The following is a 23,788-nucleotide window of genomic DNA, read 5'->3' as shown; positions in this document are numbered from 1 at the left end:
TTGACGAAACGGTCGGCTATTATAGCGAGTTGTATTGATTTGTCTTTTTATTCAGATGGTGAAGTTTGGTCAGACAGCTTCTCAATATTTTCCAGAAACCGTCTGGCACGTGAGATATATTCTTTCAGAGTTTCGTTATCAGGGTCCAGTTTTTCTGTTTTGGTCCATAAATCGACGGCTTCCTGTATAAAGCCTTCGCTATAGAGTACCTGCCCTTCATCCAAGGCATTTTGCACTTGCTGGGCAATGCGGGTGTCCAACCGTTTCTGACGCAATAGCCAATCGGACGGATTTGGCGAAGTTTGTTTGATTTGTTCCAGCAGTGTCTTGGCCGATAACAGGTTGCCATCGGTCATCGCCTGGTCACAGGCCATTATCAGGGAATCCACATGCTTGGATCGTGCTTCGGAGGCTTGCGTCTGCTGCTCGCTTCGATTCTTTCGACGGTCCTCTTCCAGTTGGATCAGTAGTTCTCGGGTATCAATGTCAGCATGTAGCTGGTAAGAAAGATTGGCTACCCTCAGTGCTTTCCCTGCATCGCCCTGTTCGAGTGTGGTCTGCGCGAGTTCATAGAGCTGTCGTGCTGATGTCTTCATATCCTGTTTGAGGTTTCGGTACTCAATCTGCATGGCTCTGTTTCTTGGCAGTGCTTCGGCAATGGCCTCGATGTCCGAATACTGTTGCAACAGAAAATGTGCCCGTTTCAGTAAAAGGCTGTTTTGGTGGGTCCGAATATGCTGATTACGAAGATCTACGATTTTTTGCAGTTGTTTTTTCAGTTCCTGTTTTTGGCCAATCAAGTGCATGCCATTCTCGACAATCTGCTTGGCTCTGAACCACTGTTGTTCCTCTATAGCTTCGTCCGATATGCGAATAATCTCGTTGATTTTCTTTGGTTCGAGCATATTCAGAGCAGAAGTATAGTGTTTTACCAGAGCCTTATCGTTCTGATGTGCGAGTAACAGGCGGGCATTGTGATATTTTTCCTGCTCAAGCAGTTTATCCAGTCTGGCTTCGGGAGTGCTAGGCTGAATATGGAGTTGACTGCATCCCTGAAGAACAAAACAGGTCAGCAATAAAATAACGGAATATTTCATGAAATGAGTTTTTTACAGGTCAGGTCGATACTTCGTTGCCAATGGCCTTTGATAGAAATAATTTCTATGGTTTCAACCGGCAGTTTCTTGCCTTTTACCAGAACTGAGCGATAAGGGCGATACTCGATATCGTCGTCAATGTTGGCATATTGAAAAAACTGAATGTCTACAATTATTCCACCGACCGGCGCGAGTGCGCAGAGACGGCTGGATAAATTTACCGGGTCACCGATGACAGTGTACTGTACTCGGTCAGAACTCCCAAGAATTCCCGCCAGCATCTCCCCAGAGCTGATCCCAACTCTGACTTCGACCGCATCCAGGCCCTGTTTTTCGCGTCGACGGTTGAACTGCTGCATCATCGAACGAATCAACAGGGAGCAGTAGACTGCACTGAGGTGATGGTTCTTGTTTTTCTCCGGCGCACCAAACACCAGCATGGCACAATCGCCAATATACTTATCCACCATCCCGCCGGTCTGGTTGGCGGCAAAGGAAAAGAATTCAAACAGTTCGTTAAGAAGTTTGGCCATTTGTTGTGGGGGCATGGATTCCGATAAGGCCGTATAGCCCACGATATCTACAAACAGCACTGAAGCATTGACAATCTGGCCGCCAAGCTCAATAGAGTCTGCGTCGCGGATATATTTTTCTGCAACCCGGCTGGAGACAAAACGATTGAACGCTGATTCAACCCGGATTTTCTGTTCAATACCCTCAGCCATTTTATTGAATGAATCAACGACCTGATGAAATTCACCGCGATGACGAGAGCGGATTCGATAGCCATATTTTCCTTCCTGGATGGCTTTAGTGGCCTCAACCAGAGCGTCGATTGGTTTTGCAAATTTACGACTGATTAACACCGTTACCAAGGTAATGAGTCCCGCCAGCACAATCGCGGTGGATACCTGTGACCAATACACATCATTTTTGGTTTTTTCCAATTGTGCTCGGGACATGGTGATGAGTGCATAACCACCGACAATGCTTTTGAACGTCACCGGATAAACGTAACTGACCAGTGCATTACTGTCCGTTAGGTTTGGCCACCGGTATTCATAACCGTTGGGGAGAAATGGATCATCCAATGGTAGGAAACCGTCATTGGGAGTAATGCCCGCCGAGGCAATAGTGATTCCCTCGCGATTTAAAATGGCGGTTCCAAGAATCTGCTCCAGGCCAGTGGTTGAAGAAACCAGGCTGTTCAATGCCAACTGGTCTTCCGTAAATACCAACTCGACAGCATTGGATGCCAATTGCTGAATGGTGGTATTGGCGCCGTCCGTGAACTGTTGTTCTATCAATTGCTGCTGGCGGGAGACAATATGCCCTGATGCCACAAATAAAATGCTTAATACCATACCACTGATGGTCAGGCTTAGTTTATATGCAAACGGAACTTTGTTGAGTCCTCTCATTCTGTCGAGTCTGTCACGGTATCTTTAATGAAACAAAGGGTAAGGGAATAATACGTCACTGTGCTCAAAAAGTATGTAAAGTTGAGGATTTGTTAAGTCTATCGAAAGTTTCACTGGATTACGCTGAATATGTGACGCCGTTATCAGAGTTAAAAGGTAAAAAAAGATTGTTTTTTGCGCTTGTTGGCTATTTCATAATTGAACTGGCGGTAAACTTTGTCCATGTGTTTAGAAGCTGTATATAGACATGAATCATCCATTTTATTTTGAACTGTTTTTAAGTAATCCTTTGACGGTATTGGTTTTTCTGGCTGTGCCAATGATCATATATGCGTTGGATGGTGGTAGCTGCTGGCGTAGGTGGGTTTTGTATTTGGGCCTGGGCTGGTCGAGTTTGTCGCTGTTTGGCTACGCTGGAATGACTTTTGGGGTTTCCACCGAACTTGCATTCGGAGTTGCCGGACTAAGTACCTTTACAATACTTAAGGCTTTCATCTGCTATTCCAAGCATCAAACTTTTCTCTGTCAGCACGCACAGGCGCGCGAGATTGAAAAAGACGTTCCGGCGGAATCTTGAGTTGAGTCGTTTAGTTGGTTGTTGATATTCAAACACAGTATTCTCAACATAAGTGAAACATCAACAATTTATTAGAATATTAAAAACAAAGGCCGGTTGATGGCGATGGCGAGAATGGACAGATAACACCACAAGGCCATGGCAAAAAATCCTGCCTTTTGTTTTTGACCTCTGCCTTTGCGTAATGCAAATACTCCGAAGACCACATAGAGTATCAGCAAAAATATTTTGCAACTTAACCATAGGTCCAGCCCGGGTACCAACCGTAACTTCCATGCCAGCCAGATTGCACAAAATAGCAGGATGGTATCGTTAATATGGGGGAGTATTCGCAACCACCTGTTTTGCATCACAGGTTGTTCCATCTGTACCAGTATCCCACGAATCAAAAATCCGATACCTGACAAAATGGCGGTTGTCATATGTAGATGTTTTATAGCAAGGTAGAGCATTCAGGGTTCCTGATCGATGGTTTGAGTGTCTGGCAAGGATACTTGGTCAAAAAGAGTTATTTCGTATAAGGTTTGTGGGGTTCCGTATACGGCCACACGATTTTATTTAGAGGCAGTAAGGTTTAGCAAATGACAGAGCAGTTCGCAATATGGTGGAAAGAAGTTCAGCAGATTTTGGGAGAGCAGGTCTGGATATTACAGATCTTTATTGTGATTCTGGCAACTATGATTACCAGCTATGTTGCCAAACGGGTGCTGGATCGATTGGAGGAAAAGGCCGGCAAAACCAGAACTATCTGGGATGATGCGCTAATTCGGTCTGCCCGTAGACCCGCCCGCATGCTGGTATGGGTCATTGGCCTGCTGTGGGCTGGTGAGATCGTTTATCAGGTTTCTCAGGAGCCAATTTTTTCGTTTATTGATCCGGCGCGCAAAGTTTCCACTATTGTGCTCGTGACATGGTTCCTGGTGTCAGCTACAAAAGAAATCGAAGCCGGTTTTTCAGATCCTGGCATGGTTAAGTCGCCAATGGATAAAACAACGGCGCTGGCTCTGGGCAATCTGGTTCGGGTGTCTTTGGTCATCACGGCCGTACTGGTGATACTGCAGTCATTGGGCTTCTCGATTTCAGGGGTGCTGGCATTTGGTGGGATTGGTGGTATTGCTGTGGGTTTTGCTGCTAAAGACCTGCTGGCTAACTTTTTTGGAGGTCTGATGATTTTTCTGGACCGTCCATTTGCGGTTGGAGACTGGATTAAATCACCAGACAAGGAAATTGAAGGCACGGTTGAGCATATTGGTTGGAGGCTGACCATCATTCGGACATTTGACAAGCGGCCGCTGTACGTTCCGAACTCCGTGTTTTCCAGTATCAGCGTGGAAAACCCTTCACGTATGACCAATCGCAGAATCTATGAAACCATTGGTGTGCGTTATGATGACGTGGGTGTGATGGTCGGTATTATTGAGGATGTCCAAGCCATGCTGCAACAACATGACGCCATCGATACAAGGCAAACTATGATTGTCAACTTCAATGCATTTAATGCGTCATCAGTCGATTTTTTTGTTTACACGTTTACCAAAACCACTGACTGGATTGAGTATCATGGTATCAAACAGGATGTGCTGCTGAAGATTCATCAGATCATTGACAATCATGGTGCGGAAATTGCGTTTCCCACCACAACACTTCACCTTGCCTCGACTCCGGAATTGGCCGGATTGGCGTCAGAGTCTCAGTCGTAGTGTTTAAGAATCAGTGATACCAGTTCCTCCCTGGCACCGAGATGTTGTGCCAGGGTGATAGACAGGTCTGGATATTTATCCCGGGCATGTTCCAGTAATTCAGGCAGGTCGGTTCGAACGTGATAGCCGGCAGCAAGGAAGTATGGAAAAACCTTCAGGTCGGTAACCCCCGATTGTACTGCTGCGTCTATTTGGCTACCCACCTGAGGGGAGGCCAGTTCCAGGAAAGCGATATCCAACCAGTCGAAATCACTGTTTCCCGCGCGCAGTTTATCTCTGAGCACCTCGATTTCGTTATTGGATTCCACTAATCTGCTGCCATGGGCAACCAATAACAAACCTTTCATTTCAATGTTTCGTATTCGTCTTGACCGATTTTCCGGGCTTCGCTTTCGAGCATGACCGGAATATCGTCACGGATAGGGTAGGCTAATCGGCTGGCTTTACAAATCAGTTCTTTTTTATCGTCGCTGAGAGTAACCGGTGCCTTGGTGACCGGACAGACCAGTACTTTTAATAGTTGCGGATCAATCACAATGAGTATCCTTATGAGAGTGCTTATGTGGGCAATGAGGCTCAGGTACCAGATCGATACCACCTGGGTGCCATGGATGACATTTGCCAATCCTTTTTATGGCCAGCCAGCTACCGCGCAATGCCCCGTGTTTTTTTATGGCTTCCAATGCGTAATTGGAACAGGTTGGGTAAAAACGGCAGCGCGGCCCCAGCACCGGGCTGATAAACCATTGGTAAAATTTAATCAGTCCAGTGAGTAGCCAACGCATAATGTTCTACCTTTAGTCAGTTTTTCCGATCTGAATCAGATTCTTTGCCAGCGCGTGCCTTCACGCGTGTCCTGGATTTCGACCCCTCGTTCCAGCAGCCAGTTGCGTATTTCATCAGCCTTGCCAAAATCACGGGCTTTTTTGGCATCGGCGCGTTCCTGAATTTTGGTATCAATGACTGCTTCGCTGAGACTGTCGGCATCGCCTTGTTTGAACCATTGTTCCGGGTCGTGATTAAAAAGCCCCAGTAATTGACCTGAGGTGACGAACTGCCCTTTCAGTTTAGCCTTTTCTGCCGGATCGGTACTTTTAAACAGCTCGGAGGCAAGCTGATGCATGGCGGCCAGGGCTTCTGGCGTATTCATGTCGTCAGCCAGAGCTTTGACCACAGCCAGAGACGAAAACTCAGATACTGGCAAGGCCTCAACGTCTTTCAACTCCCGTAGAACCGTATAAAATCGGTCTACTGCTGCTTTCGACTGATCCAGCAGGTCATCGGTAAAGTTGAGTAGTGATCGGTATTGGGCACTGAGCAGAGCGAAGCGTAGAACTTCCCCCTGATATTGTTCCAGTAACTCGGCAACCGTAATGAAGTTGCCCAGGGATTTGGACATCTTTTCGCCGCCAATATTTAACATGCCGTTGTGCATCCAGTAGCGCACATACTCGACCGGGTGATCATGGCAGCAGGTTCCCTGAGCCAGTTCATTTTCGTGATGTGGAAAGACCAGATCAGCACCGCCACCGTGAATATCGATGGTTTCGCCCAGGTGTTTCTGAATCATGGCGCTACATTCGATATGCCATCCAGGGCGGCCACGTCCCCAGGGGGAGTCCCAGCCGGGAAGGTCATCAGAAGAGGGCTTCCAGAGTACAAAGTCCATAGGATCCTTTTTGTAACTGGCCACTTCCACCCGGGCACCGGCGATCATGTCGTCGATGTTTCGCTTGGATAACTTTCCATAATCTGCCATCGAGGGAACATTGAACAACACGTGGTGGTCGCTGACGTAGGCGTGTCCCCGGTCAATCAGTGCCTGAATGATGTTGATCATTTCGTCGATGTGTTCGGTGGCTCTGGGCTGAATATCTGGCTCCAAGTTATGGAGTGCCGCCATATCCTCCTGATAAGCGAGAGCATATTTTTCTGCCACGACGGATATGTCGACTCCCAGTTCCCGGGCTGCGTTATTAATTTTGTCATCCACATCCGTAATGTTGCGGGCATAGAGGACTTTGGGATAGATCTGTCGCAATAGCCTGACAAAAGTGTCGAAAATGACGGCCGGACGGGCATTGCCAATATGAATGCGGTTGTAGACCGTTGGTCCGCAGACATAGATCGTGATCTTTTCCGGATCAATGGGCTGAAAAACCTGTTTGCTACCCACAAGGGTATTGTGAATTTTGATTTCCATGGGTGTCCTGTATTGTTCGGCAGTATTAATTGGTTATGACTATGTTTAGAGTGCTGCCGACTCAACAGCCTTCACTGTGTTGAAAGGGGCGCAGATGTTGAAAGGTTGTTGCCATGGACATTGGTAACGTTCCGGAATATGGTTTGGATACAGTGTTTGATTAGTTTAACAAAGGCTCAAGCATTCGCGAAAGCTCCTTTTTTATAGCCTTCGTAGGCCTGGACTTCCACTTTCTTATTTGGATGTCGTTCTTTGATGTGTTCCGCCAGGTGTACGGCAATCAGTTCGACCGTGCTGTCTCCCGACATGAAATCACAACTAGCCTTCGGTAACGTCAACTCGAAGTATCCCTGTTCGGCTTCATACCCCAGTGTTATATAAATACCATCCTGGTGCAGGACATCCTCGCGGGTAACAAGATAAATATCCTGCCATTGCTTGGCAATGATGAATTCTTCTTCACCACTGCGTTTGCCATCAATGAATATTTTGATGGGGGAGCGATGCCCATGACAAATGCGTTGGCAGTCTCCCTGATGTTTCTTGAGCCCGTGACTGTAGTGGTAGTAGGCTCCTTCAATTTCCTGTGCCCTGAGTTTGACTTTGACGTTGCTGACATTAGCCGGCACGATGGTTTTCAGGTGTTTTTCCAAAATGGGGGTAACGGTTTCGGTATTAATTCTGTCTGCTTCCAGGAGATACACCGCCTCCCGGGGAGAGCGATAGCACAGTTTCATACCGGTGACATTTTCAAAGCAGAAACGAAAATCCTCGTCATCTTCTACGATCTGAAGTCCGGCAATAGAGGCCGGTATTAGAAATTTGTGGTCCATGCCTTCATCGATGGCGTGTTTTATCTCTTTTTTGACCAGTCCGAAATCAAACACCATGCCTTCATTATTGAGTTCTCCTTCCAGAATGATATCAACGATCCAGCTTTCCCCAACAATCCCTCTCAGGGCGTGCAGGTAGCTGAAGTCCATAACGGTGAGTTCCTCAACAAATAAACTTGCCATGTAATATTTCCAGGTTAGTTGATAAGAAAAAAAAGGGCGCCGATTCTAGCACTATATGACGTAAGGCTTAATTGTTTAGTTGCCAGGGTTGGAATCTTTCCCAAACAGTTCGTTTTTTCAGAAGGTACTGAAGACAGAAAATGTAGATAGAGCCTGTTAGAATAACAAACGATGATTTTAACCGATGGTGAAACAAATGACAGACTTACTCATTGTAAATGCAAATGTTGTTTCGGATGGGGAGATCCGACAACTGGATGTTGCTATTGAGGATGGTCGTATCAGCCAGTTGGGCAAAGACTTGAGTGCATTGGCGAGTAAGCGGGTGATCGATGCCACTGGACTGACCCTTATGCCTGGAATGATTGATGATCAGGTCCATTTTCGGGAGCCTGGGCTGACTCATAAAGGCGAAATTGCCACTGAATCAAGAGCAGCCGTTGCTGGCGGAATTACCAGTTATATGGAAATGCCCAATGTGAACCCGCTGACTATTGATGAGCAGGCTCTGGAAGACAAGTATCAGCGTGCGGCACAGAAGTCGCTGGCTAATTTCTCGTTTTATCTTGGCGCTTCCAATGACAATCTTGAAGTCATCAAACGGCTTGATCCAAAAGCAGCCTGTGGGGTGAAAGTATTTATGGGAGCTTCCACCGGCAATATGCTGGTTGATGATCCGGTTATTCTGGAAAATATTTTTGCCTCATCGCCGATTCTCATTGCCACGCATTGCGAGGACACGCCTACAATTACGGCCAACGAGAACCGTTATCGGGGGATGTACGGTGATAACGTGCCTATGTCGTTTCATCCTTTGATCCGCAGTGAAGAGGCGTGTTACATGTCCAGCTCTATGGCCATTGAACTGGCCCGCAAGCACAACAGCCGACTGCATGTGCTGCATCTGACAACAGAAAAAGAACTGACTCAGTTTGCAGCTGGAGATCACCGGGATAAACGAATTACCGCGGAAGCCTGTGTTCATCACCTGTTTTTCAGTGATGGGGACTACGATAGTAAAGGGGCACTCATTAAGTGCAATCCGGCAGTGAAACAGGAGTCGGATCGTCTGGCCATATTGACCGCAATTCAGGAAGATCGAATCGATATTATCGCTACGGATCACGCTCCTCACACCTGGGAGGAGAAGCAGAACAGTTATTTCAAGGCCCCGTCAGGTCTTCCGCTGGTTCAGGATGCCCTATTGTCGTTGCTGGAGCATTACCATCGCGGCATATTCAGCCTGGAGCAGATCGTGAAAAAAACCAGTCATGCGGTGGCAGACTGTTTTGATCTTGTGGACCGGGGCTATGTTCGAGAGGGGTATTGGGCAGACCTGGTGTTGGTCGATCTGAATAAACCCACCCGGCGTCAACATGCTGATGCGTTGTCAAAGTGCGGTTGGACGCCCTTTGACGGTTATGAGTTCAGCAGTGCCATTCAGACCACGTTAGTCAACGGCGAGGTGATGTTTGAGAAGGGGGTGATCGTTTCTGAAAATAAAGGTCAGCGACTACTGTTTAATCGTTGACACCAGGTAAAGGTCAGCTCATTTGGTTGGAACTGTTCGAGACATCGACCCGTTCCGTCAGGATGGGCACAATTCCATCAGCCAGCATAAGGGCATCCTGATAGGCTTGTTCGAATACCTCTTCGGTCAAGCCTAACTTCCCGAGTGCCTGCCATTTGATTTTTCCCCAGAGTGCTCGTTCGTGGGCTTTGATGGCATGCAGCAAATACCCATACACGCCTTTGTGGTGGAGCAGAGCTTCTTTAATACTTTCGTGCAGAGGCAGGTCTGTCAGTAGCTCTTGCAGCGGTTTGAGGGTGAACGCATCCAGACAGCTGAACAGGCCGACAGTAAAAGCGATCTGCGGATCAGTTCCCTTTACGGTAAAAGCCAGGTTCTCACAGAATCGTGCCCTTTCCAGAGCCAGATGACGCAATGCCTCAGAGCTGGTTTCTAACTGGGTAAGCGCTACCACGTTGGCCCAGTTTTTGATTTTTTCCACCCCCAGCATAACGATGCCGTGGTGCAGACTTTCAATTTCCTTGGCGCGACGATAGAACGACGAATTAATCAGTCTTAGCAGCTTGTAACTCAGAATCGAATCTCGAGAGATGATTTCATACAGCTTCTTTATGTCGAGTTCCTTCTGATTCAACTCCGTAATCAGCTCTAATACCACCCATTTATCGGGTGCTAGGGCATGGCCTTTGATGAGATCCGGTTTGGAAAAGAAGAAACCCTGAAAATATTTGTAGTTCATCGACATGCAATCGATGAATTGACTCTCGGTTTCAACTTTTTCGGCCAGAAAATCCACATCCAGTTTAGCCATAATGTCCATGCATCTTCGCTGACCCTTTTTATTGATCTGTTGGATGTCCAGCTTGATGATATCGGCATAGCGCACAATTTTCTTGGACTCGGCCTTAAAGAGAAAATCGTCCAGTGCGACCCGAAACCCTCGCTTCTTTAACGCAATGACATCCTCAAGCACGTCTGGGGTATAGTGAATGGTCTCCAGCAGCTCCAACACGACAGAATCTGGAGACAGGTCAGGCATGTTCTTCAGCATAGAAGCAGGAAAGTTGATAAATGCCAGTTTGTTATTGGTCACAGAGCTCATTTGCGTACTGGTAAACGCATTGATAATGACCGATGACGTGGCTTTTTCATCACTCTCAATCACTGCTCGCTCAGTCTGGAGGTCATTACGAAACAGTAGCTCGTAAGCAATGACTTCTTGTTTGCGATTTAAAATTGGTTGTCGGGCAAATAACACAGTTTCAGTCATAACATCGGTAAAGCAGCGATTATTTCATACATTGTAGTTCGGTTTATCATCGACAGCTAACCATTTGGTCTTGTTTGAGACTGCTTCCACAAGAGGTGGAATAAAATTTTCATAATAATTGTTTTAGATGGTAATGGCTGTAATCGACGAAAATACTGATTTATAGCGGTACTTGGGCTATGGTTATTTTTGTCTTCCCGGAGAACAAGAGCCATGAAAACATTGTTCGGATCCGCCAGCAAGCGAAAAACACCGACCATGCAGCTACAGCAAGTGGTAGAAGATGCCGGTCTCGAAGCCCGGGCAATGAAAATAAGTCTGGCCAAAACCTATCTTGTATGTGAGCAGATTGAACTGGAGATGCGTCAAATCCGCATGAGACTGGAACGCGCGGTTCCGGCACCACAACTGCCGCCAGGGGACAGCGATACAGCCTGATACTTCGCCCGCGCGTTTATGTCATTTTGTTGCTTTTGCACAGCTTTGGAAATACCCGTAATTGCTGTATGTGAATAACGGCATTATTAGGTTCAAGCATCCAGCACGCCATGCCATACAGGAATTTCCATATCTTCAGGTTCTTCATTGGGTCCTCCGGTCCGGGATTTAAATGAAGCACTTTGTATGGTCAGTTTAATGAGCGTGGTTGCTTTCATTTCCTTGGCGCTGGGGGGGCGAATCTGATCCCATCTGTCAGGTTCAATCTGATTGATCACCGCTTTGAAAACCCGATGAAAATCTTCTTCTGCGCTCAGGCGTTCACCAGTACAGAACAGTATGGCGGATTCATAGTTGGCGCTGTGGTGATAAGCTGACTTTGACATCACCCACTGATTGTTGATCGCAAAAGAGATACACAGGAGCTGGCCTGAAATCAGGGCGTTGGAAAATCTTCCTTTGTTGGCTGAGTGACAATAGAGGTCATCGCCGATACGCCAAATCGTCAAAGGCAGACTGCGCGGTTCATTATCTTCCACAAATGCAACATGACCGGTTTTCAATTTGTCTATTAGCCGATACACGGCTTCCTTCCTGTAGTCCGCTTTTTTGGAGCCACGTTTGACCTGATTGCGGCTGGTAATGGTAAATGCGTCTGTCATGGTCATTCCTGTTGTTACTCTTAAAAATTGTCTGTTTCCTAACACACCTCTTGTGGGTGTCTATTTATAGTAGTCATAATTGGTATCGTTAAAAGTGCCAATTTAGTTAGATTGATAGTACCAATTTTGAGACAGTGATATTGATGGGTTGCAGGATGACAAATGACAGTGTTTAACGAGCTGGATATACAACGCGATCAGCCACTACAGGACCAGATATACCGTTTTATCAGTCAGAATATACTTAATCAGCGGCTGCAACCGGATACGCGGCTGCCATCATCCCGACAGTTGGCTGAATTGCTGGGGGTGAGTCGTAACACCGTGAATGCCAGTTTTGATCAGTTGCGTGCTGAAGGGTTCATTGTCAGTCGTGTTGGTTCAGGTTGGTATGTGAATGGAGATCGTTTTGATGATCAGGTGATGCCGAAACCTGTTTCACCGGCCGGTCGTGCGACCTTATTTGCCTGTTCAGAACTGGCTGAAAGTTTATTGGAGCCGGAGAAGCATCCTGGAGGATCTTATTTGCCATTTACGACCGGACTGCCGGATTTGAAGCATTTTCCGTTTGGGATCTGGAATCGCTTGTATCGCCTGAATGAATCCAGGATGGCACTTATGGGGTATGGTGAGCATAAGGGGTTGTCGGATCTGCGTCATCAGATCAGTAGTTATTTGCGTGAGTCCAGAGGCGTTTCCTGTCATCCGGAGCAGATATTGTTAACCCAGGGGGCACAGCAGGCGCTTTATGTTGTCATCAGTCTATTGGTGAATCCGGGAGATGAAGTCCTGATCGAAAACCCAGGTTACCGTGGTATGTATAAAGCCGCTCAAGTGGCGCGGGCTAAACCGCTGCCTGTGGATGTCGATGAGCATGGCTTGAAAGTGAATTTATTGCCGTTATCCACAAATGCCAGGCTGCTTTACTGTACACCTACTCATCAATATCCATTGGGAGGCATTCTGAATGTGTCGGAACGTTTGCAGTTGTTGGATTGGGCCAGAAAAAATCAGGTTTGGATTATTGAAGATGATTACGACAGTGAGTTTCACTTTTATCAAAAGCCGTTTCCGGCCATGCATTCACTGGTATCGCAAGCGCCGGTCATTTATCTGGGCAGCTTTTCCAAAACCTTGTTTCCGGCTTTACGTATAGGGTATCTGGTGTTGCCTGAAGCGCTTATGCCGGCGGCGATATCGATCAAAGAGTATGTTCAGGGATTTTCTCCTGCGCTGGAGCAGGCCGTTCTGGCCCAGTTCATGGCGGAAAGGCATTTCAGCCGACATCTGCGGCGTATGCGTCAGTTATATCAAAAGAAATGGGAGTTGCTGATTGATCAGTGGCAGTCCAGGGGAAATGAAACCCTGACACCGGTGGTGCAAAGTGCTGGGATGCACGTTGTTCTACGTGGTGATATTGACGAACAGCGGACATTGCTGTTGCTCAAACAACATGGCTTTGGAGGTATGCCATTGTCTGGTTATTTTATCAATCGTAATTGTCAGACAGGACTGGTACTTGGTTATGCTAACGCCAGCCAACAGCAGATTATCGATCTGGTCGAGTTGTTACGACAGGTGTGACCACCTGTCGTGAAGAAATGAATGAGGTGATGGAGTGGCGCTCCATCACCTGGTGCGCCACTGGTAATGGTCAGGCTGTGCGCTTATTCCGTCTGTAACCAAACAGTCCGGCCAGCAGCAACAGTGCCGACATGCCGAAGCTTCCAAATGCTGAATCATCGCTGTCAGATGACGTTGTACTGTCGGTATTGTTATCCCCATTAGTATCGGGGCCATTACTTGTGTCGCCATTGTCTTCAGCATCATCGCTGATGACGTCCGGAGATATTTCGCTATTGGCACGGATGGCAACTTTGCGTACGGAAAGACCTTCTTCTTTATACATCTCTGGCACAGAAGAATCGAATGCGTCCGTGATGAAGCTTCTGAGTACCTGATTGGTATGGGTTTCCGGGTTAATGCGGAAACCGACCAGCGCATAATCAGCATAGTCTTTCGGATCTTTATCTGTGTTGCCCCAGTCTTTCTGTACGAAGTAAGACAGTGAATCAGCAGGAATTACAATGCGTAGCCATTGATCAGCGACGTTATCCTGGTCCAGCTCAAGGGTAATGGCACCATGAAAGGTTTCAATGCTCTGATCATCAGAGTTTTCTCCGAACAGAGTTACTCCCAGGTTGATTTTACCCTGATCCATGGCTTCCAGGTTGGCTGTGGACGTGTAGCTCGAATAGGTATTCAGATAATCTTCGCGGCTTGGAATGGCAGTCTGATCAGAATTGATCTTGGTTTCCAGTACGATGTCCTTTAAGTCTCCAAACTTCAGGTTTGCGGCGGGGAATCGGAATTCGAGACCGGACATATGCTGGCTGTCCCAGTCAGCGTATTTCTTAACCAGAATTGTTTTCATGACCTGAAGATTGTCACACTGATCATCCTGTACGAGGCTGTCCAGCTTCACACTGTAGTCATCTTTCATGAATTTAAAGACGTTTGCTGAGCTTGCGTCCCAAGCGTTGTAAACTTTGCTCCAGCTCTGAGTCATGTATTTGTCTTTGATCCAGTGACTGTCATCGTTGGTCAGATGATCAACGGACTGATCAAAGATCATGAGAGATGATAAAGCCGGCTCCTGGGTTTCCACGCAGGAACTTAGCTGTTCTATATAAACCGGTGAAGAGGAGTTGTCGGAATTGTCGTTCGAGGTATCAGAGCCATTGTCCTCGTTACTGCCATTGTCGTTGCCACTGTCTTCACTACCACTGTTATCATTGCCAGCAGTGCCGCCATCATCAGAACCTGAGTTTCCATCCGAATCGCCGCCGGTATTGCCGTTATCGGTTGGGTCTGTTTCTTTCAGTCGCAGGCTCAGGTTATGAATCGAGATGCCTTCTTCTTTGAAATGTTCTGTGATATCAAGATTTTCAAACTCACTGCTGATTTTATTTCTGAGTACCAGGCCGCTGGTGGTTTCGGGATTTATGCGTATCCCTTTTAACAGTAAGGTTTGGAAATCATCCAGACTCAGGTTGTCGGTGACTTTGTCATAGCCTTTCTGGGTATAGTAGGTGAAAGCGTCAGCTGGAATCACCAGGCGCAGCCATTGATCAGACAACTCGCTCTGATCGAGCTCGATAATGATTGAACCGTTAAAGTTGACTTCAGTATTGCCGGGTAAGGGTAAAAGCTGACCAGTCAGAGAAATCCCGAGATTGAACTTACCCTGGTCGATCTGTTCCAGTACATCTTGGGAAACAATTCCAGAGTAACTGTTAAGGAATTCTTCATGATCGATATGGGTCTCTGCAGAGTTGAGTTTCAGGTCGAGCACAATATCCTGAAGCTGGCCAAAAGTAACTTCCTGATCAAAATCATAGCCGAGGCCATTGGCGTGTTGAGAATCCCAATCCGCATATTTTTTGACCAGAATGGTCTTATAGACAAACTCATCTTCACATGAACTGTCATGCTGGATGCTGGCATTGTCCACCCGATATTTGTCACTGTCGTAGCCGAATTGAACATTCGCGAACTCGGTGGCAGAACTGGCAATATGGTTCCATCCCCAGATGATCTGATTCACTTGTGAAAACAATTCTATTTTTGTATTGCCTGTGACCGGTGTAGTACAGTCAATTTTTTCCACTGTGAAATAGTTATTGTCGGCCAAAGCTGTTGTCGCGAAGCCTGCCACACAGGAGCCCAATAGCAATGACCTTACTGCGTGCTGCAGCCAAATACGTTGTTTGTTCATTGTTCTTCTCGTAGTTAAAAAAGCGCTTATTGAAACCATGCTGATAAGATCGGAGCACGGTACTATCCAGCCGTTTCATCAAATCATTGCCCAAAAAAATGCAAAAACCCCCGCTTGCAAACATACATAACCAGACTGATTTTTTGGCAAACCCACTTTGGCCAATATCGACTAAAACTATGCAGAAACAATCTGCAGTCTTCATGTATAACTGATATACGGATGAAACGTTTGGTTGCTTTTCCTATCCGTTTGAAATATTTCTATCCAATTGAAAATTGCCAAATACTGGTTGGTACTTATTAAATACTATCGTTGACAATATATCTGATAACCAATCCGCGTTTATCTATTTTGATACTAAAGTAGGATATATACCGGCAATTGGATTCTGGTTTCTATGCAAACTAGGTGCTAAAAACGCCGAGGGTGCAAAAACTGAAATAAGAGTCAACGTATGAATTGTTTATAAGTTTTCATACGATGGTGGGAGTTGAACTATGCATCAAGTATTGGCAGCTGGATAATAAACGGATATTTAAGATAACTATGACAGTTTTATGACGTAGAAATTTAGGGTGCCTCTGAAAAATGGTCTATTTTTTAGGGTTCCTTTAGTTGCCATAAACAGAAGAGGATGTGGGCAGCATCATTAGGCTGCCCGCAGGATATTGAGGTCAAAGTTGATCCAGTTTATCGATTTGATCTCTTAGGTTGGCGATGGCTTGTTTCAGGGCGGCGGCCTTGTCCTTTTCGGCATTCACCACGGCTTCTGGGGCTTTATTCACAAAACTTTCGTTGGTCAGTTTGCCGCTAATGCGGGAGAAATCTTTTTCTGCTTTGTCTATTTCTTTTTTCAGACGGGCTTTTTCTGCGTCCACATCAATCAGACCAGCCATGGGAACCAGAACTTTCATGTTACCGACAAGCTGAGTGGCACTCATCGGTGCCTCTTCACTGGCTTCCAGCCAGGTGATGCTTTCCAGTCTGGCCAGTTTGACCAGGAAGGTGTGGTTATCCGTCAGACGTTGCTTATCTTCAGTGGAACCATTCTGTAACAGAAGGGGTAATTCTTTACCGGCAGAAATATTCAGCTCACCACGGATATTACGAACACCAACGATAACGCCTTTGAGCCACTCGATATCATACTCGGCCTGCTCATCGATTTTGTTATCGTCTGCTTGAGGATAAGCTTGCAACATCACGGTCTGACCCTGCGCACCGGCGAGTTCCTTAATACTTTGCCAGATCTCTTCCGTTATGAATGGCATAACCGGATGAGCCAGTCGCATTAATGTCTCCAATACCTGAATCAGTGTTTGGCGAGTGCCTCTTAGTTGTTCCGGGCGGCTGTTTTCATTCCAGAAAACGGGTTTTGATAGTTCAATATACCAATCGCAATAGTCGTTCCAGATAAAGTCATAAAGTACCTGGCTCATGAGATCGAAACGATACTGGGCAACATGTCTGTGTACTTCCTGAGAAAGTTTTTGCAGCCTCGAAGTGATCCATCGATCAGCCAGGCTCAGTTCGACAGTGTTACCAGTCTGGCCACAATCCTGATGTTCTGTGTTTTGCAGAACATAGCGGGCGGCATTCCAAATCTTATTGCAGAAGTTGCGATACCCTTCGAGACGTTTGATATCGAACTTGATATCCCGACTCAGCGAAGCCAGTGACGTCAGGGTGAACCGTAGTGCGTCAGTACCGCTTTCAGCAAACCCTTCGGGAAACGATTTGCGAGTATTGGTTTCAATGCGGGCAGCCTGTTTCGGTAACATCAATCCGCTGGTACGTTTGGCCACCAGACTGTCGATGTCTATACCATCGATCAGGTCGATGGGGTCAAGTACGTTACCCTTGCTTTTGGACATCTTCTGGCCGTTTTCATCACGAATCAGGCCTGTGACATAGACGGTTTTAAAGGGTACTTGCGGGGTGCCGTCGTCGTTTTTGATGAAATGCATGGTAAACATGATCATTCTGGCCACCCAGAAGAAGATAATGTCAAACCCCGTAACCAGAACGTTAGAGGGATGGAAAATCTTCAATAGGTTATCGTCTTCAGGCCATCCAAGGGTGGAAAATGTCCATAGCGCGGAGCTGAACCAGGTATCGAGTACGTCCTCATCCTGACGCAGTGTCACGCTCGTATCCAATTGGTACTTATTGCGTACTTCCTGTTCGTTCCGTCCAACATAGACCTTGCCACTATCATCATACCAGGCAGGAATCTGATGGCCCCACCACAACTGCCGGGAGATACACCAGTCCTGAATGTTACGCATCCAGTGAAAATATTCGTTCTCGAACATCTTGGGAACAAACTGAATGTCGCCATTTTCGACTGCCGCAATGGCAGGTTCTGCCAGTGCTTGAGTGGCGACGTACCATTGATCGGTCAGCCACGGCTCAACCACAACATCGGAACGTTCAGCACGTGGAACCATGAGTTTGTGATCGTCAGTCTGTGCCAGCAAACCGGCTTCTTCGAACTGTTGAATGATTCGTTTGCGGGCCTGATAACGTTCCAGGCCGACGTACTCTACCGGCATCGTTGCATCAATGCCGGGAATTGCCTGACTGTCGAAATCAAATACATCTGCAACAGCCAGAATGTGAGCACTTTGATCGAATATGTTGATCAACGGCAGGTTATGGCGTTTGCCCAGCTCATAGTCATTAAAATCGTGAGCGGGGGTGATTTTGACACAGCCGGTACCAAACTCACGGTCGACATAATCGTCGGCAACGATCGGAATTCGGCGATTCACAATGGGCAGCGTTACAAATTGACCAATCAGATTCTGATAGCGCTCATCTTCCGGGTGGACTGCAACCGCGCTGTCGCCAAGCATGGTTTCCGGGCGGGTTGTAGCAACGACCAGGTAGTCATTGCCATCGGCAGTTTTGATACCATCGGCCAGGGGATACCGGAAATGCCAGAGGTGGCCATTTTCTTCTTTGCTTTCCACTTCCAGATCAGAAATGGCGGTATGAAGTTTTGGATCCCAATTGACCAGACGCTTACCACGATAGATCAACCCTTCTTCATACAAACGCACAAACACTTCTTTAACAGCATTGCTTAAACCAGGGTCCATGGTGAAGCGCTCGCGACTCCAGTCGACAGAGTCTCCCAGGCGACGCATTTGCCCGGTAATGGAGCCACCGGATTGGGCTTTCCATTTCCATACTTTGTCGATGAACGCCTCTCGTCCAAGATCGTGGCGAGTTTTTCCTTCGGCTGCGAGCAAGCGCTCCACAACCATTTGCGTGGCAATGCCTGCGTGATCGGTACCTGGTTGCCAAAGTGTGTTGTGCCCTTGCATGCGATGATAACGGATCAGCGCATCCATGATGGTCTGCTGAAAGGCATGGCCCATGTGCAGGCTACCCGTGACATTTGGCGGTGGGATCATGATGCTGTAACCAGGACCGACGCCGGATGGCGTGAACCAGTTGTTTTGTTCCCAGTGTTCGTAATGTTTGGTTTCTATGTCATGGGGTTGGTATGTTTTGTCCATTCGAAATCGCTGTCTGATGAATTGGGTGGAACTGAAAAGTCTGGAGATTATACATATTTGAACATACCCGGAGAGGCGTTAAGAGTGGGAAATATGGTTTATTTTGATTTATACCGTTATCTTGAAGGTGGTTTTATCTATATTGGGTGGTAATGCTAATGAGTGTGCGGGTTATGGGAGTACGGGCACTGAGAGGTTGTTGTCCATCTGGACGGCAGGTGCTCGATAACCGGTCCTAATAACCGGTTATCTGAAAGACTGTCCTGGATCGGTGGGATCCGCATTTGTTCATAAGGGAGAGGAGTTCTGGAGAATATGGACTTCACCCCTCTGCATAGTTGTAGACAGATCCCTCATCGTCAGGATCTGGCTTCCCGGGTTTTGCTGTTTTTGTATTTCACAATTGAACCATTCCGTAACCGCGCCATGTAGGAATTCAATTCAGTTTTCACAATCGGCATCAGGGCGTAGAGACCTATGATGTTTATAACCGCCATTGAAAACAGGGAGGCGTCGGAAAAGTCAATAACGGGTCCAAGACTGGAAGCAGCACCAACGATCACAAACAGACAGAATAATAATTTAAACGTCAGTTCTGCTTTCCGGGTTTCACCAAATAAAAATGTCCAGGCTTTAAGGCCATAATATGACCAGCTGATCATGGTCGAAAATGCAAACATGATAACCGCAGCCATAAGCAGATAAGGGAACCAACTGAAGGCAGAGGCAAACGCATCTGATGTCAGCGCCACGCCGGAACTACCATGAGCGGTAACAATTTGGCCGGTTTCATCCAGCAGAAATTTTCCGGTTTCTGGGTTAGTAATTAATTGCCCGGTTATGATGATAACCAGAGCGGTCATAGTGCAGATCACCACTGTGTCAATAAATGGTTCGAGCAATGAAACCAAACCTTCGGTGACTGGTTCTTTGGTTTGTACGGCGGAGTGGGCAATGGCCGCTGAACCGACGCCTGCCTCATTGGAAAACGCTGCCCGCTTAAAGCCCTGGATCAATGCTCCGGTCAGGCCGCCAGCAACGCCCAGGCCAGTGAACGCACCCGCAAAGATCTGCTCGATGGCCCAGAGTATTTTATCTGCATTGAGTATCAGAATAACTACGGCACTGCCAACATATAGCAGGCCCATAATTGGAACGATTTTTTCAGTCACATTCGCAATTGAACGGATGCCACCGACGATGACCAGAAAAATTAATACAGCAAATACCAGTCCGGTAATCCAGCCGGGATAGTTGCCAAACAGTCCGCTGATCTGGGCATGCGCTTGATTGGCCTGAAACATATTACCGGCACCAAACGAACCAAGGATGCAGAAAATCGAAAACATAACCGCCAGCACTTTTCCGCCAGGCAGGTTTTTTTCAGCAAAGCCTTTGGACAGATAATACATCGGGCCACCCGATACACTGCCGTCTTTATATTCGTTGCGATATTTAACACCCAGGGTACATTCGGTAAATTTTGAGGCCATGCCAAGCAAGCCGGCCATGATCATCCAGAAAGTGGCACCTGGACCACCAATGCCAATTGCAACGGCCACACCTGCAATGTTGCCAAGGCCGACGGTACCAGATAATGCAGTGGCCAGGGCTTGAAAATGACTCACCTCACCGGCGTCATTGGGGTCTGCATAATCACCTTTAACCAGGGCGATTGAATGGGGAATGGTACGGAACTGCAAAAAGCCGAAATAAACGGTGAAAATAGTCGCTGCAGTTACCAGCCAGACCACGATCCAGGGAAAGGAGGTACCCGGAATCGGAGCAAATATCAGTGAAACAAACCAGCCAGTGGCGGCAGAGAATATGGTGTTGACAGACTCATCAATGCTTTTTGCCTGCGCCATGCCGCTGGACAACATGGTTACCAACGATATGTAAACGGAAAATAAAAAATGTTTTCTGGTCATGTACAAATCTCAACTGACGACGGTGACAGGAACGCTGGCATGCATAACCAGGTTGGCGGTAGCGCTGCCAAATACTCGTGCTGTCAATCCATGTTCGGAGGCTCTGGCGACAATAATCTGATCGGCATTTTTTTCCAACGCGACTGAATTCAGTGACTGGGCTACTTTTCCATGCAGCACAACGCCTTCAGCCTGAAAGCCTTCTTTGATCAGATTTTCCACATTAGGTTCGATGACCCGGGTTCGGGCTTTGACAACGGCTTCTTCCCGTCGTTTTTTTCTGAGTGCATTTTCTTCCGGGGTTTGAAAGCTGTACGGGGACCATTCAATCACGTATACCAGGGTCAGAGTGCAGTCGCCAATCAAGGTGGCGAGTCGTTTGGCATGAGCGAGGGCTCTTTGGCCGGCTTCGCTGCCATCAATTCCGACAATCAATGTTGTAGACATATCCGCTGATCTCTTGTTAGGTGTATTAAGGTGCCGAATAATTTCAAGGCTCCAGTATTCCAAGTTGTTTTGAAAATGTACTGCCGAAAGCGACTTTTTATGGTTTTTCAGTGTTTGAATAAGGATGTATTTCCACGGGAGACTGTCGGCTTCATTGTTAGGTGATGCCTCCTTAAATTCTCTTTTATGCGAGATGTCCAAGAGCACTCTGATGCCGGTAGTTGGAGTGAAACATCCAATCCAGATATCAACAGCCTCCTTATTTTTCAGTGTTTATTATGATTATCTGAAAACACAGCAATAGTACTTTTTTGAGACGTTTGCTATCTGTTGGTAGGCAAGGATACGAAATTATTGGGATGGGGGAATAGTAGATAAAAATCCAGTTGATTTATTGAAATTGATCTGCTTTAGATAGACGGAAAATATCCGATACAGTCTGGGGAATTTAAAAAATATGGTTTTATACTTCTATTTAAGTCTATTTTCGGTTTTATGGTTCATAAATGTCCACATCCATAAATAGCTTTTCTTTCATCATGATATACCATTTTATAAAAATTCCATTTTTAAAAAAGCAGATATTTAAAGCGAACGAATAATCAGAAAATTGCAGGCACTGCTGAAAACCTATGCAAAGCTGATCATGTAAACCTCCCAACTGTTCAGGACAATGAACGCGTTTTGGTTATGAGGCTTTTTGTAGATGCAGATGGCTTTTCTCGTGGAAGCGAGGTCTCTTCTCAAGCCTGTCTGTTGTGCAAAAAATAGCCCACCGAGGGAAGCGTGCTATCGATTATTTCGATGGCTGGTTATTTTGTGACCAACCTTATTCTCTCAAATAGACTTCTCATTGAAATTCATCTGAGGGTGGTTTATGTGACATGATTAACCTGACGGGGGGAACGTGTATAATCCCGCGGCTAATTTTTTATAAGGTTTATCTATGGCATCTGATGACTCTCTTCATAGTCTCTTTGAGGACCTGTTTGCACTGTTCAGTGCCGGGTTATTTATTTCTTTCGGCGTATTTCTGTTTAAATCCCAAGGGCTACTGACGGGCGGGACGGCCGGTATCGCACTGGTGGGCTCAAAATTATTACCGTTCAGTTTTGGACAGATCTTTTTTATTGTGAACCTGCCATTCTACTATCTCGCCTGGAAGGAAATTGGCCTGCGCTTTACCTTGAACACATTTATTTCCGTTACTGTCGTATCGGTCTTCTCTGAGTATATTGGTATGTTTGTGGTTCTTGAGCATGTCAACCCTTACTTTGCTGGTGTTATGGCAGGTATTCTGATTGGTGTGGGGATGTTGATAATGTTTCGCCATAAATCCAGTCTGGGCGGGGTTGGTATTCTGGCTTTTTACCTACAGCACCGGTTCAACATCCGGGCAGGCTTTTTTCAGTTGGCGGTGGATTGCGCCATCCTGCTGGTGTCTTATTTTCTCGTTAGTTTTGAGGTTCTGGCCATCTCGGTTCTTTCAGTCATCATGCTGAATCTGGTGATTGCGGTAAACCACAAGCCAGGACGATATCGAATTGCCTGAAGAAGGTGGGGATTACTACCCGTTTTTATGCTCATTTAGGATACCGGCAGAATTTTTGCTCCATGTTCAGTAGGGAATCCCGGTAACTTGATTTCGGGAGCATGGCCTTATGTCGCCTACCGGTGTGGTGTCCTGATCTCCCCGGCCTTTATAGAATTTATGAGCGGTGTAAATTTTCTCTGTAAAACCCTCTTCGAAGCAGAATTGCGATAGCACATAACTGCAGCCACTATATTCCTGCTGTACCTGAAAATGGATATGTATTGTATGGCCGGAATAGCCGCCAGGGAAACTGTTAAAGTCAATCTGGCTGCTGCTATTTGTGGTCAATTTACTTCCGAATCAGATGTGGCTTCGGCGTTGTTGCCCATGCAGACATTAGCTGTAAACCTTAAGGCGTATCACTCCGACCCTTCGAAATATCTTCTAACTCACTAACCGCGAGATAATATGGACCTTCAGTGAGAGACAATGAACAGTTCAAATATCCTGTCATCCAGATCGTTCAGAGACCCCATAGTTTCGTTTCAGACAAACAATGAATGACTGTTTTTCCTTGTCCAAAAACCATTGAACAAGTTTTGTTTGGTATGAAAGCTAAAAATAATCCATCTTGAAGACAATGGGGGAGTGCT

At 46.6% G+C, this 23,788-nt stretch carries 20 protein-coding genes; 6 read left to right on the top strand and 14 right to left on the bottom strand.

The window, feature by feature from the left end:
- Positions 1 to 47 precede the first annotated feature (47 nt).
- Positions 48 to 1,097, bottom strand: coding sequence for a hypothetical protein (locus ACQY6I_RS03675; protein ID WP_428240120.1), 1,050 nt, complete (start codon positions 1,095 to 1,097; stop codon positions 48 to 50).
- Positions 1,094 to 2,518, bottom strand: coding sequence for an adenylate/guanylate cyclase domain-containing protein (locus tag ACQY6I_RS03670; RefSeq protein WP_428240119.1), 1,425 nt, complete (start codon positions 2,516 to 2,518; stop codon positions 1,094 to 1,096). Before ACQY6I_RS03670 ends, ACQY6I_RS03675 begins: the two co-directional genes overlap by 4 nt.
- Before the next feature lie 247 nt (positions 2,519 to 2,765).
- Here ACQY6I_RS03670 and ACQY6I_RS03665 point away from each other — a divergent pair, with 247 nt between their 5' ends.
- Positions 2,766 to 3,095 carry a hypothetical protein gene (locus ACQY6I_RS03665; RefSeq protein WP_428240118.1) on the top strand — a complete coding sequence of 110 codons (330 nt, stop codon included), beginning with the start codon at positions 2,766 to 2,768 and terminating at the stop codon, positions 3,093 to 3,095.
- 71 nt (positions 3,096 to 3,166) lie between these two features.
- Here ACQY6I_RS03665 and ACQY6I_RS03660 read toward each other — a convergent pair whose 3' ends face one another.
- Positions 3,167 to 3,547 carry a SirB2 family protein gene (locus ACQY6I_RS03660; RefSeq protein WP_428240117.1) on the bottom strand — a complete coding sequence of 127 codons (381 nt, stop codon included), beginning with the start codon at positions 3,545 to 3,547 and terminating at the stop codon, positions 3,167 to 3,169.
- 129 nt (positions 3,548 to 3,676) lie between these two features.
- On the opposite strand from ACQY6I_RS03660, the gene ACQY6I_RS03655 reads away from it, so the two are divergent.
- Positions 3,677 to 4,795, top strand: a complete 1,119-nt coding sequence (locus tag ACQY6I_RS03655) for a mechanosensitive ion channel family protein (RefSeq protein ID WP_428240116.1) — start codon at positions 3,677 to 3,679, stop codon at positions 4,793 to 4,795.
- On the opposite strand, the gene ACQY6I_RS03650 is transcribed toward ACQY6I_RS03655, so the two are convergent.
- The 5 genes from ACQY6I_RS03650 to ACQY6I_RS03630 form a co-directional block, all read right to left on the bottom strand.
- Positions 4,786 to 5,142, bottom strand: a complete 357-nt coding sequence (locus ACQY6I_RS03650) for a sirohydrochlorin chelatase (protein WP_428240115.1) — start codon at positions 5,140 to 5,142, stop codon at positions 4,786 to 4,788. The two genes, ACQY6I_RS03655 and ACQY6I_RS03650, sit on opposite strands and share 10 nt — an antisense overlap.
- Complete coding sequence (locus ACQY6I_RS03645) at positions 5,139 to 5,327, bottom strand: Trm112 family protein (RefSeq protein ID WP_428240139.1); 189 nt, start codon at positions 5,325 to 5,327, stop codon at positions 5,139 to 5,141. The genes ACQY6I_RS03650 and ACQY6I_RS03645 overlap by 4 nt, the downstream gene beginning before the upstream one ends.
- The gene (yidD, locus tag ACQY6I_RS03640) at positions 5,323 to 5,580 is read right to left on the bottom strand and encodes a membrane protein insertion efficiency factor YidD (RefSeq protein ID WP_428240114.1); all 258 of its coding nucleotides are present in this window, start codon (positions 5,578 to 5,580) and stop codon (positions 5,323 to 5,325) included. The genes ACQY6I_RS03645 and yidD overlap by 5 nt, the downstream gene beginning before the upstream one ends.
- A 35-nt stretch (positions 5,581 to 5,615) precedes the next feature.
- On the bottom strand, positions 5,616 to 6,998 hold the full coding sequence (cysS, locus tag ACQY6I_RS03635; protein ID WP_428240113.1) for a cysteine--tRNA ligase: 1,383 nt from the start codon (positions 6,996 to 6,998) through the stop codon (positions 5,616 to 5,618).
- Between the two features lie 176 nt (positions 6,999 to 7,174).
- Complete coding sequence (locus ACQY6I_RS03630) at positions 7,175 to 8,014, bottom strand: 6-pyruvoyl trahydropterin synthase family protein (RefSeq protein ID WP_428240112.1); 840 nt, start codon at positions 8,012 to 8,014, stop codon at positions 7,175 to 7,177.
- Positions 8,015 to 8,210: 196 nt separating this feature from the next.
- On the opposite strand from ACQY6I_RS03630, the gene ACQY6I_RS03625 reads away from it, so the two are divergent.
- Positions 8,211 to 9,545 carry a dihydroorotase gene (locus tag ACQY6I_RS03625; RefSeq protein ID WP_428240111.1) on the top strand — a complete coding sequence of 445 codons (1,335 nt, stop codon included), beginning with the start codon at positions 8,211 to 8,213 and terminating at the stop codon, positions 9,543 to 9,545.
- 13 nt (positions 9,546 to 9,558) lie between these two features.
- Here the strand turns inward: ACQY6I_RS03625 and ACQY6I_RS03620 are convergent, their stop codons facing one another.
- A complete protein-coding gene (locus ACQY6I_RS03620) occupies positions 9,559 to 10,815 on the bottom strand; it encodes an EAL and HDOD domain-containing protein (protein WP_428240110.1) in 1,257 nt (418 codons plus the stop codon).
- 213 nt (positions 10,816 to 11,028) lie between these two features.
- Here ACQY6I_RS03620 and ACQY6I_RS03615 point away from each other — a divergent pair, with 213 nt between their 5' ends.
- Positions 11,029 to 11,253: a hypothetical protein gene (locus ACQY6I_RS03615; protein ID WP_428240109.1), complete on the top strand. Its 225-nt coding sequence runs from the start codon at positions 11,029 to 11,031 to the stop codon at positions 11,251 to 11,253.
- A gap of 92 nt (positions 11,254 to 11,345) precedes the next feature.
- Here the strand turns inward: ACQY6I_RS03615 and ACQY6I_RS03610 are convergent, their stop codons facing one another.
- Positions 11,346 to 11,915 carry a pyridoxamine 5'-phosphate oxidase family protein gene (locus ACQY6I_RS03610; RefSeq protein ID WP_428240108.1) on the bottom strand — a complete coding sequence of 190 codons (570 nt, stop codon included), beginning with the start codon at positions 11,913 to 11,915 and terminating at the stop codon, positions 11,346 to 11,348.
- Positions 11,916 to 12,077: 162 nt separating this feature from the next.
- On the opposite strand from ACQY6I_RS03610, the gene ACQY6I_RS03605 reads away from it, so the two are divergent.
- Positions 12,078 to 13,499 carry a PLP-dependent aminotransferase family protein gene (locus ACQY6I_RS03605; protein ID WP_428240107.1) on the top strand — a complete coding sequence of 474 codons (1,422 nt, stop codon included), beginning with the start codon at positions 12,078 to 12,080 and terminating at the stop codon, positions 13,497 to 13,499.
- 70 nt (positions 13,500 to 13,569) lie between these two features.
- Here the strand turns inward: ACQY6I_RS03605 and ACQY6I_RS03600 are convergent, their stop codons facing one another.
- The 4 genes from ACQY6I_RS03600 to ACQY6I_RS03585 all read right to left on the bottom strand — a co-directional run bounded on the left by ACQY6I_RS03600 (position 13,570) and on the right by ACQY6I_RS03585 (position 21,601).
- Positions 13,570 to 15,693, bottom strand: coding sequence for a hypothetical protein (locus ACQY6I_RS03600; protein ID WP_428240106.1), 2,124 nt, complete (start codon positions 15,691 to 15,693; stop codon positions 13,570 to 13,572).
- Between the two features lie 677 nt (positions 15,694 to 16,370).
- Positions 16,371 to 19,223 carry a valine--tRNA ligase gene (locus tag ACQY6I_RS03595; RefSeq protein WP_428240105.1) on the bottom strand — a complete coding sequence of 951 codons (2,853 nt, stop codon included), beginning with the start codon at positions 19,221 to 19,223 and terminating at the stop codon, positions 16,371 to 16,373.
- A gap of 359 nt (positions 19,224 to 19,582) precedes the next feature.
- Complete coding sequence (locus tag ACQY6I_RS03590) at positions 19,583 to 21,154, bottom strand: alanine/glycine:cation symporter family protein (RefSeq protein WP_428240104.1); 1,572 nt, start codon at positions 21,152 to 21,154, stop codon at positions 19,583 to 19,585.
- 9 nt (positions 21,155 to 21,163) lie between these two features.
- Complete coding sequence (locus tag ACQY6I_RS03585; RefSeq protein WP_044618306.1) at positions 21,164 to 21,601, bottom strand: universal stress protein; 438 nt, start codon at positions 21,599 to 21,601, stop codon at positions 21,164 to 21,166.
- A 946-nt stretch (positions 21,602 to 22,547) separates the two neighbouring features.
- Between ACQY6I_RS03585 and ACQY6I_RS03580 the strand changes: the two genes are divergently transcribed.
- A complete protein-coding gene (locus ACQY6I_RS03580; protein ID WP_428240103.1) occupies positions 22,548 to 23,153 on the top strand; it encodes a YitT family protein in 606 nt (201 codons plus the stop codon).
- Positions 23,154 to 23,788: the final 635 nt, after the last annotated feature.

This window comes from Gynuella sp. (genome assembly GCF_050297175.1).
Lineage (GTDB): Bacteria > Pseudomonadota > Gammaproteobacteria > Pseudomonadales > Natronospirillaceae > Gynuella.
Note: the sequence above shows the minus strand (reverse complement) of the source record. Positions and strands in the feature narration are given on the sequence as shown.

What these genes read in the sequence shown, in the direction of transcription:
- ACQY6I_RS03665 (WP_428240118.1), top strand. Translation starts at nt 2,766, where the DNA reads ATGAATCATCCATTTTATTTTGAACTGTTTTTAAGTAATCCTTTGACG.
- ACQY6I_RS03675 (WP_428240120.1), bottom strand. Translation starts at nt 1,097, where the DNA reads ATGAAATATTCCGTTATTTTATTGCTGACCTGTTTTGTTCTTCAGGGA.
- ACQY6I_RS03630 (WP_428240112.1), bottom strand. Translation starts at nt 8,014, where the DNA reads ATGGCAAGTTTATTTGTTGAGGAACTCACCGTTATGGACTTCAGCTAC.
- ACQY6I_RS03600 (WP_428240106.1), bottom strand. Translation starts at nt 15,693, where the DNA reads ATGAACAAACAACGTATTTGGCTGCAGCACGCAGTAAGGTCATTGCTA.
- cysS (WP_428240113.1), bottom strand. Translation starts at nt 6,998, where the DNA reads ATGGAAATCAAAATTCACAATACCCTTGTGGGTAGCAAACAGGTTTTT.
- ACQY6I_RS03610 (WP_428240108.1), bottom strand. Translation starts at nt 11,915, where the DNA reads ATGACAGACGCATTTACCATTACCAGCCGCAATCAGGTCAAACGTGGC.
- ACQY6I_RS03595 (WP_428240105.1), bottom strand. Translation starts at nt 19,223, where the DNA reads ATGGACAAAACATACCAACCCCATGACATAGAAACCAAACATTACGAA.
- ACQY6I_RS03615 (WP_428240109.1), top strand. Translation starts at nt 11,029, where the DNA reads ATGAAAACATTGTTCGGATCCGCCAGCAAGCGAAAAACACCGACCATG.
- ACQY6I_RS03650 (WP_428240115.1), bottom strand. Translation starts at nt 5,142, where the DNA reads ATGAAAGGTTTGTTATTGGTTGCCCATGGCAGCAGATTAGTGGAATCC.
- ACQY6I_RS03590 (WP_428240104.1), bottom strand. Translation starts at nt 21,154, where the DNA reads ATGACCAGAAAACATTTTTTATTTTCCGTTTACATATCGTTGGTAACC.
- ACQY6I_RS03580 (WP_428240103.1), top strand. Translation starts at nt 22,548, where the DNA reads ATGGCATCTGATGACTCTCTTCATAGTCTCTTTGAGGACCTGTTTGCA.
- ACQY6I_RS03605 (WP_428240107.1), top strand. Translation starts at nt 12,078, where the DNA reads ATGACAGTGTTTAACGAGCTGGATATACAACGCGATCAGCCACTACAG.
- ACQY6I_RS03620 (WP_428240110.1), bottom strand. Translation starts at nt 10,815, where the DNA reads ATGACTGAAACTGTGTTATTTGCCCGACAACCAATTTTAAATCGCAAA.
- ACQY6I_RS03660 (WP_428240117.1), bottom strand. Translation starts at nt 3,547, where the DNA reads ATGCTCTACCTTGCTATAAAACATCTACATATGACAACCGCCATTTTG.
- ACQY6I_RS03625 (WP_428240111.1), top strand. Translation starts at nt 8,211, where the DNA reads ATGACAGACTTACTCATTGTAAATGCAAATGTTGTTTCGGATGGGGAG.
- ACQY6I_RS03655 (WP_428240116.1), top strand. Translation starts at nt 3,677, where the DNA reads ATGACAGAGCAGTTCGCAATATGGTGGAAAGAAGTTCAGCAGATTTTG.
- yidD (WP_428240114.1), bottom strand. Translation starts at nt 5,580, where the DNA reads ATGCGTTGGCTACTCACTGGACTGATTAAATTTTACCAATGGTTTATC.
- ACQY6I_RS03585 (WP_044618306.1), bottom strand. Translation starts at nt 21,601, where the DNA reads ATGTCTACAACATTGATTGTCGGAATTGATGGCAGCGAAGCCGGCCAA.
- ACQY6I_RS03670 (WP_428240119.1), bottom strand. Translation starts at nt 2,518, where the DNA reads ATGAGAGGACTCAACAAAGTTCCGTTTGCATATAAACTAAGCCTGACC.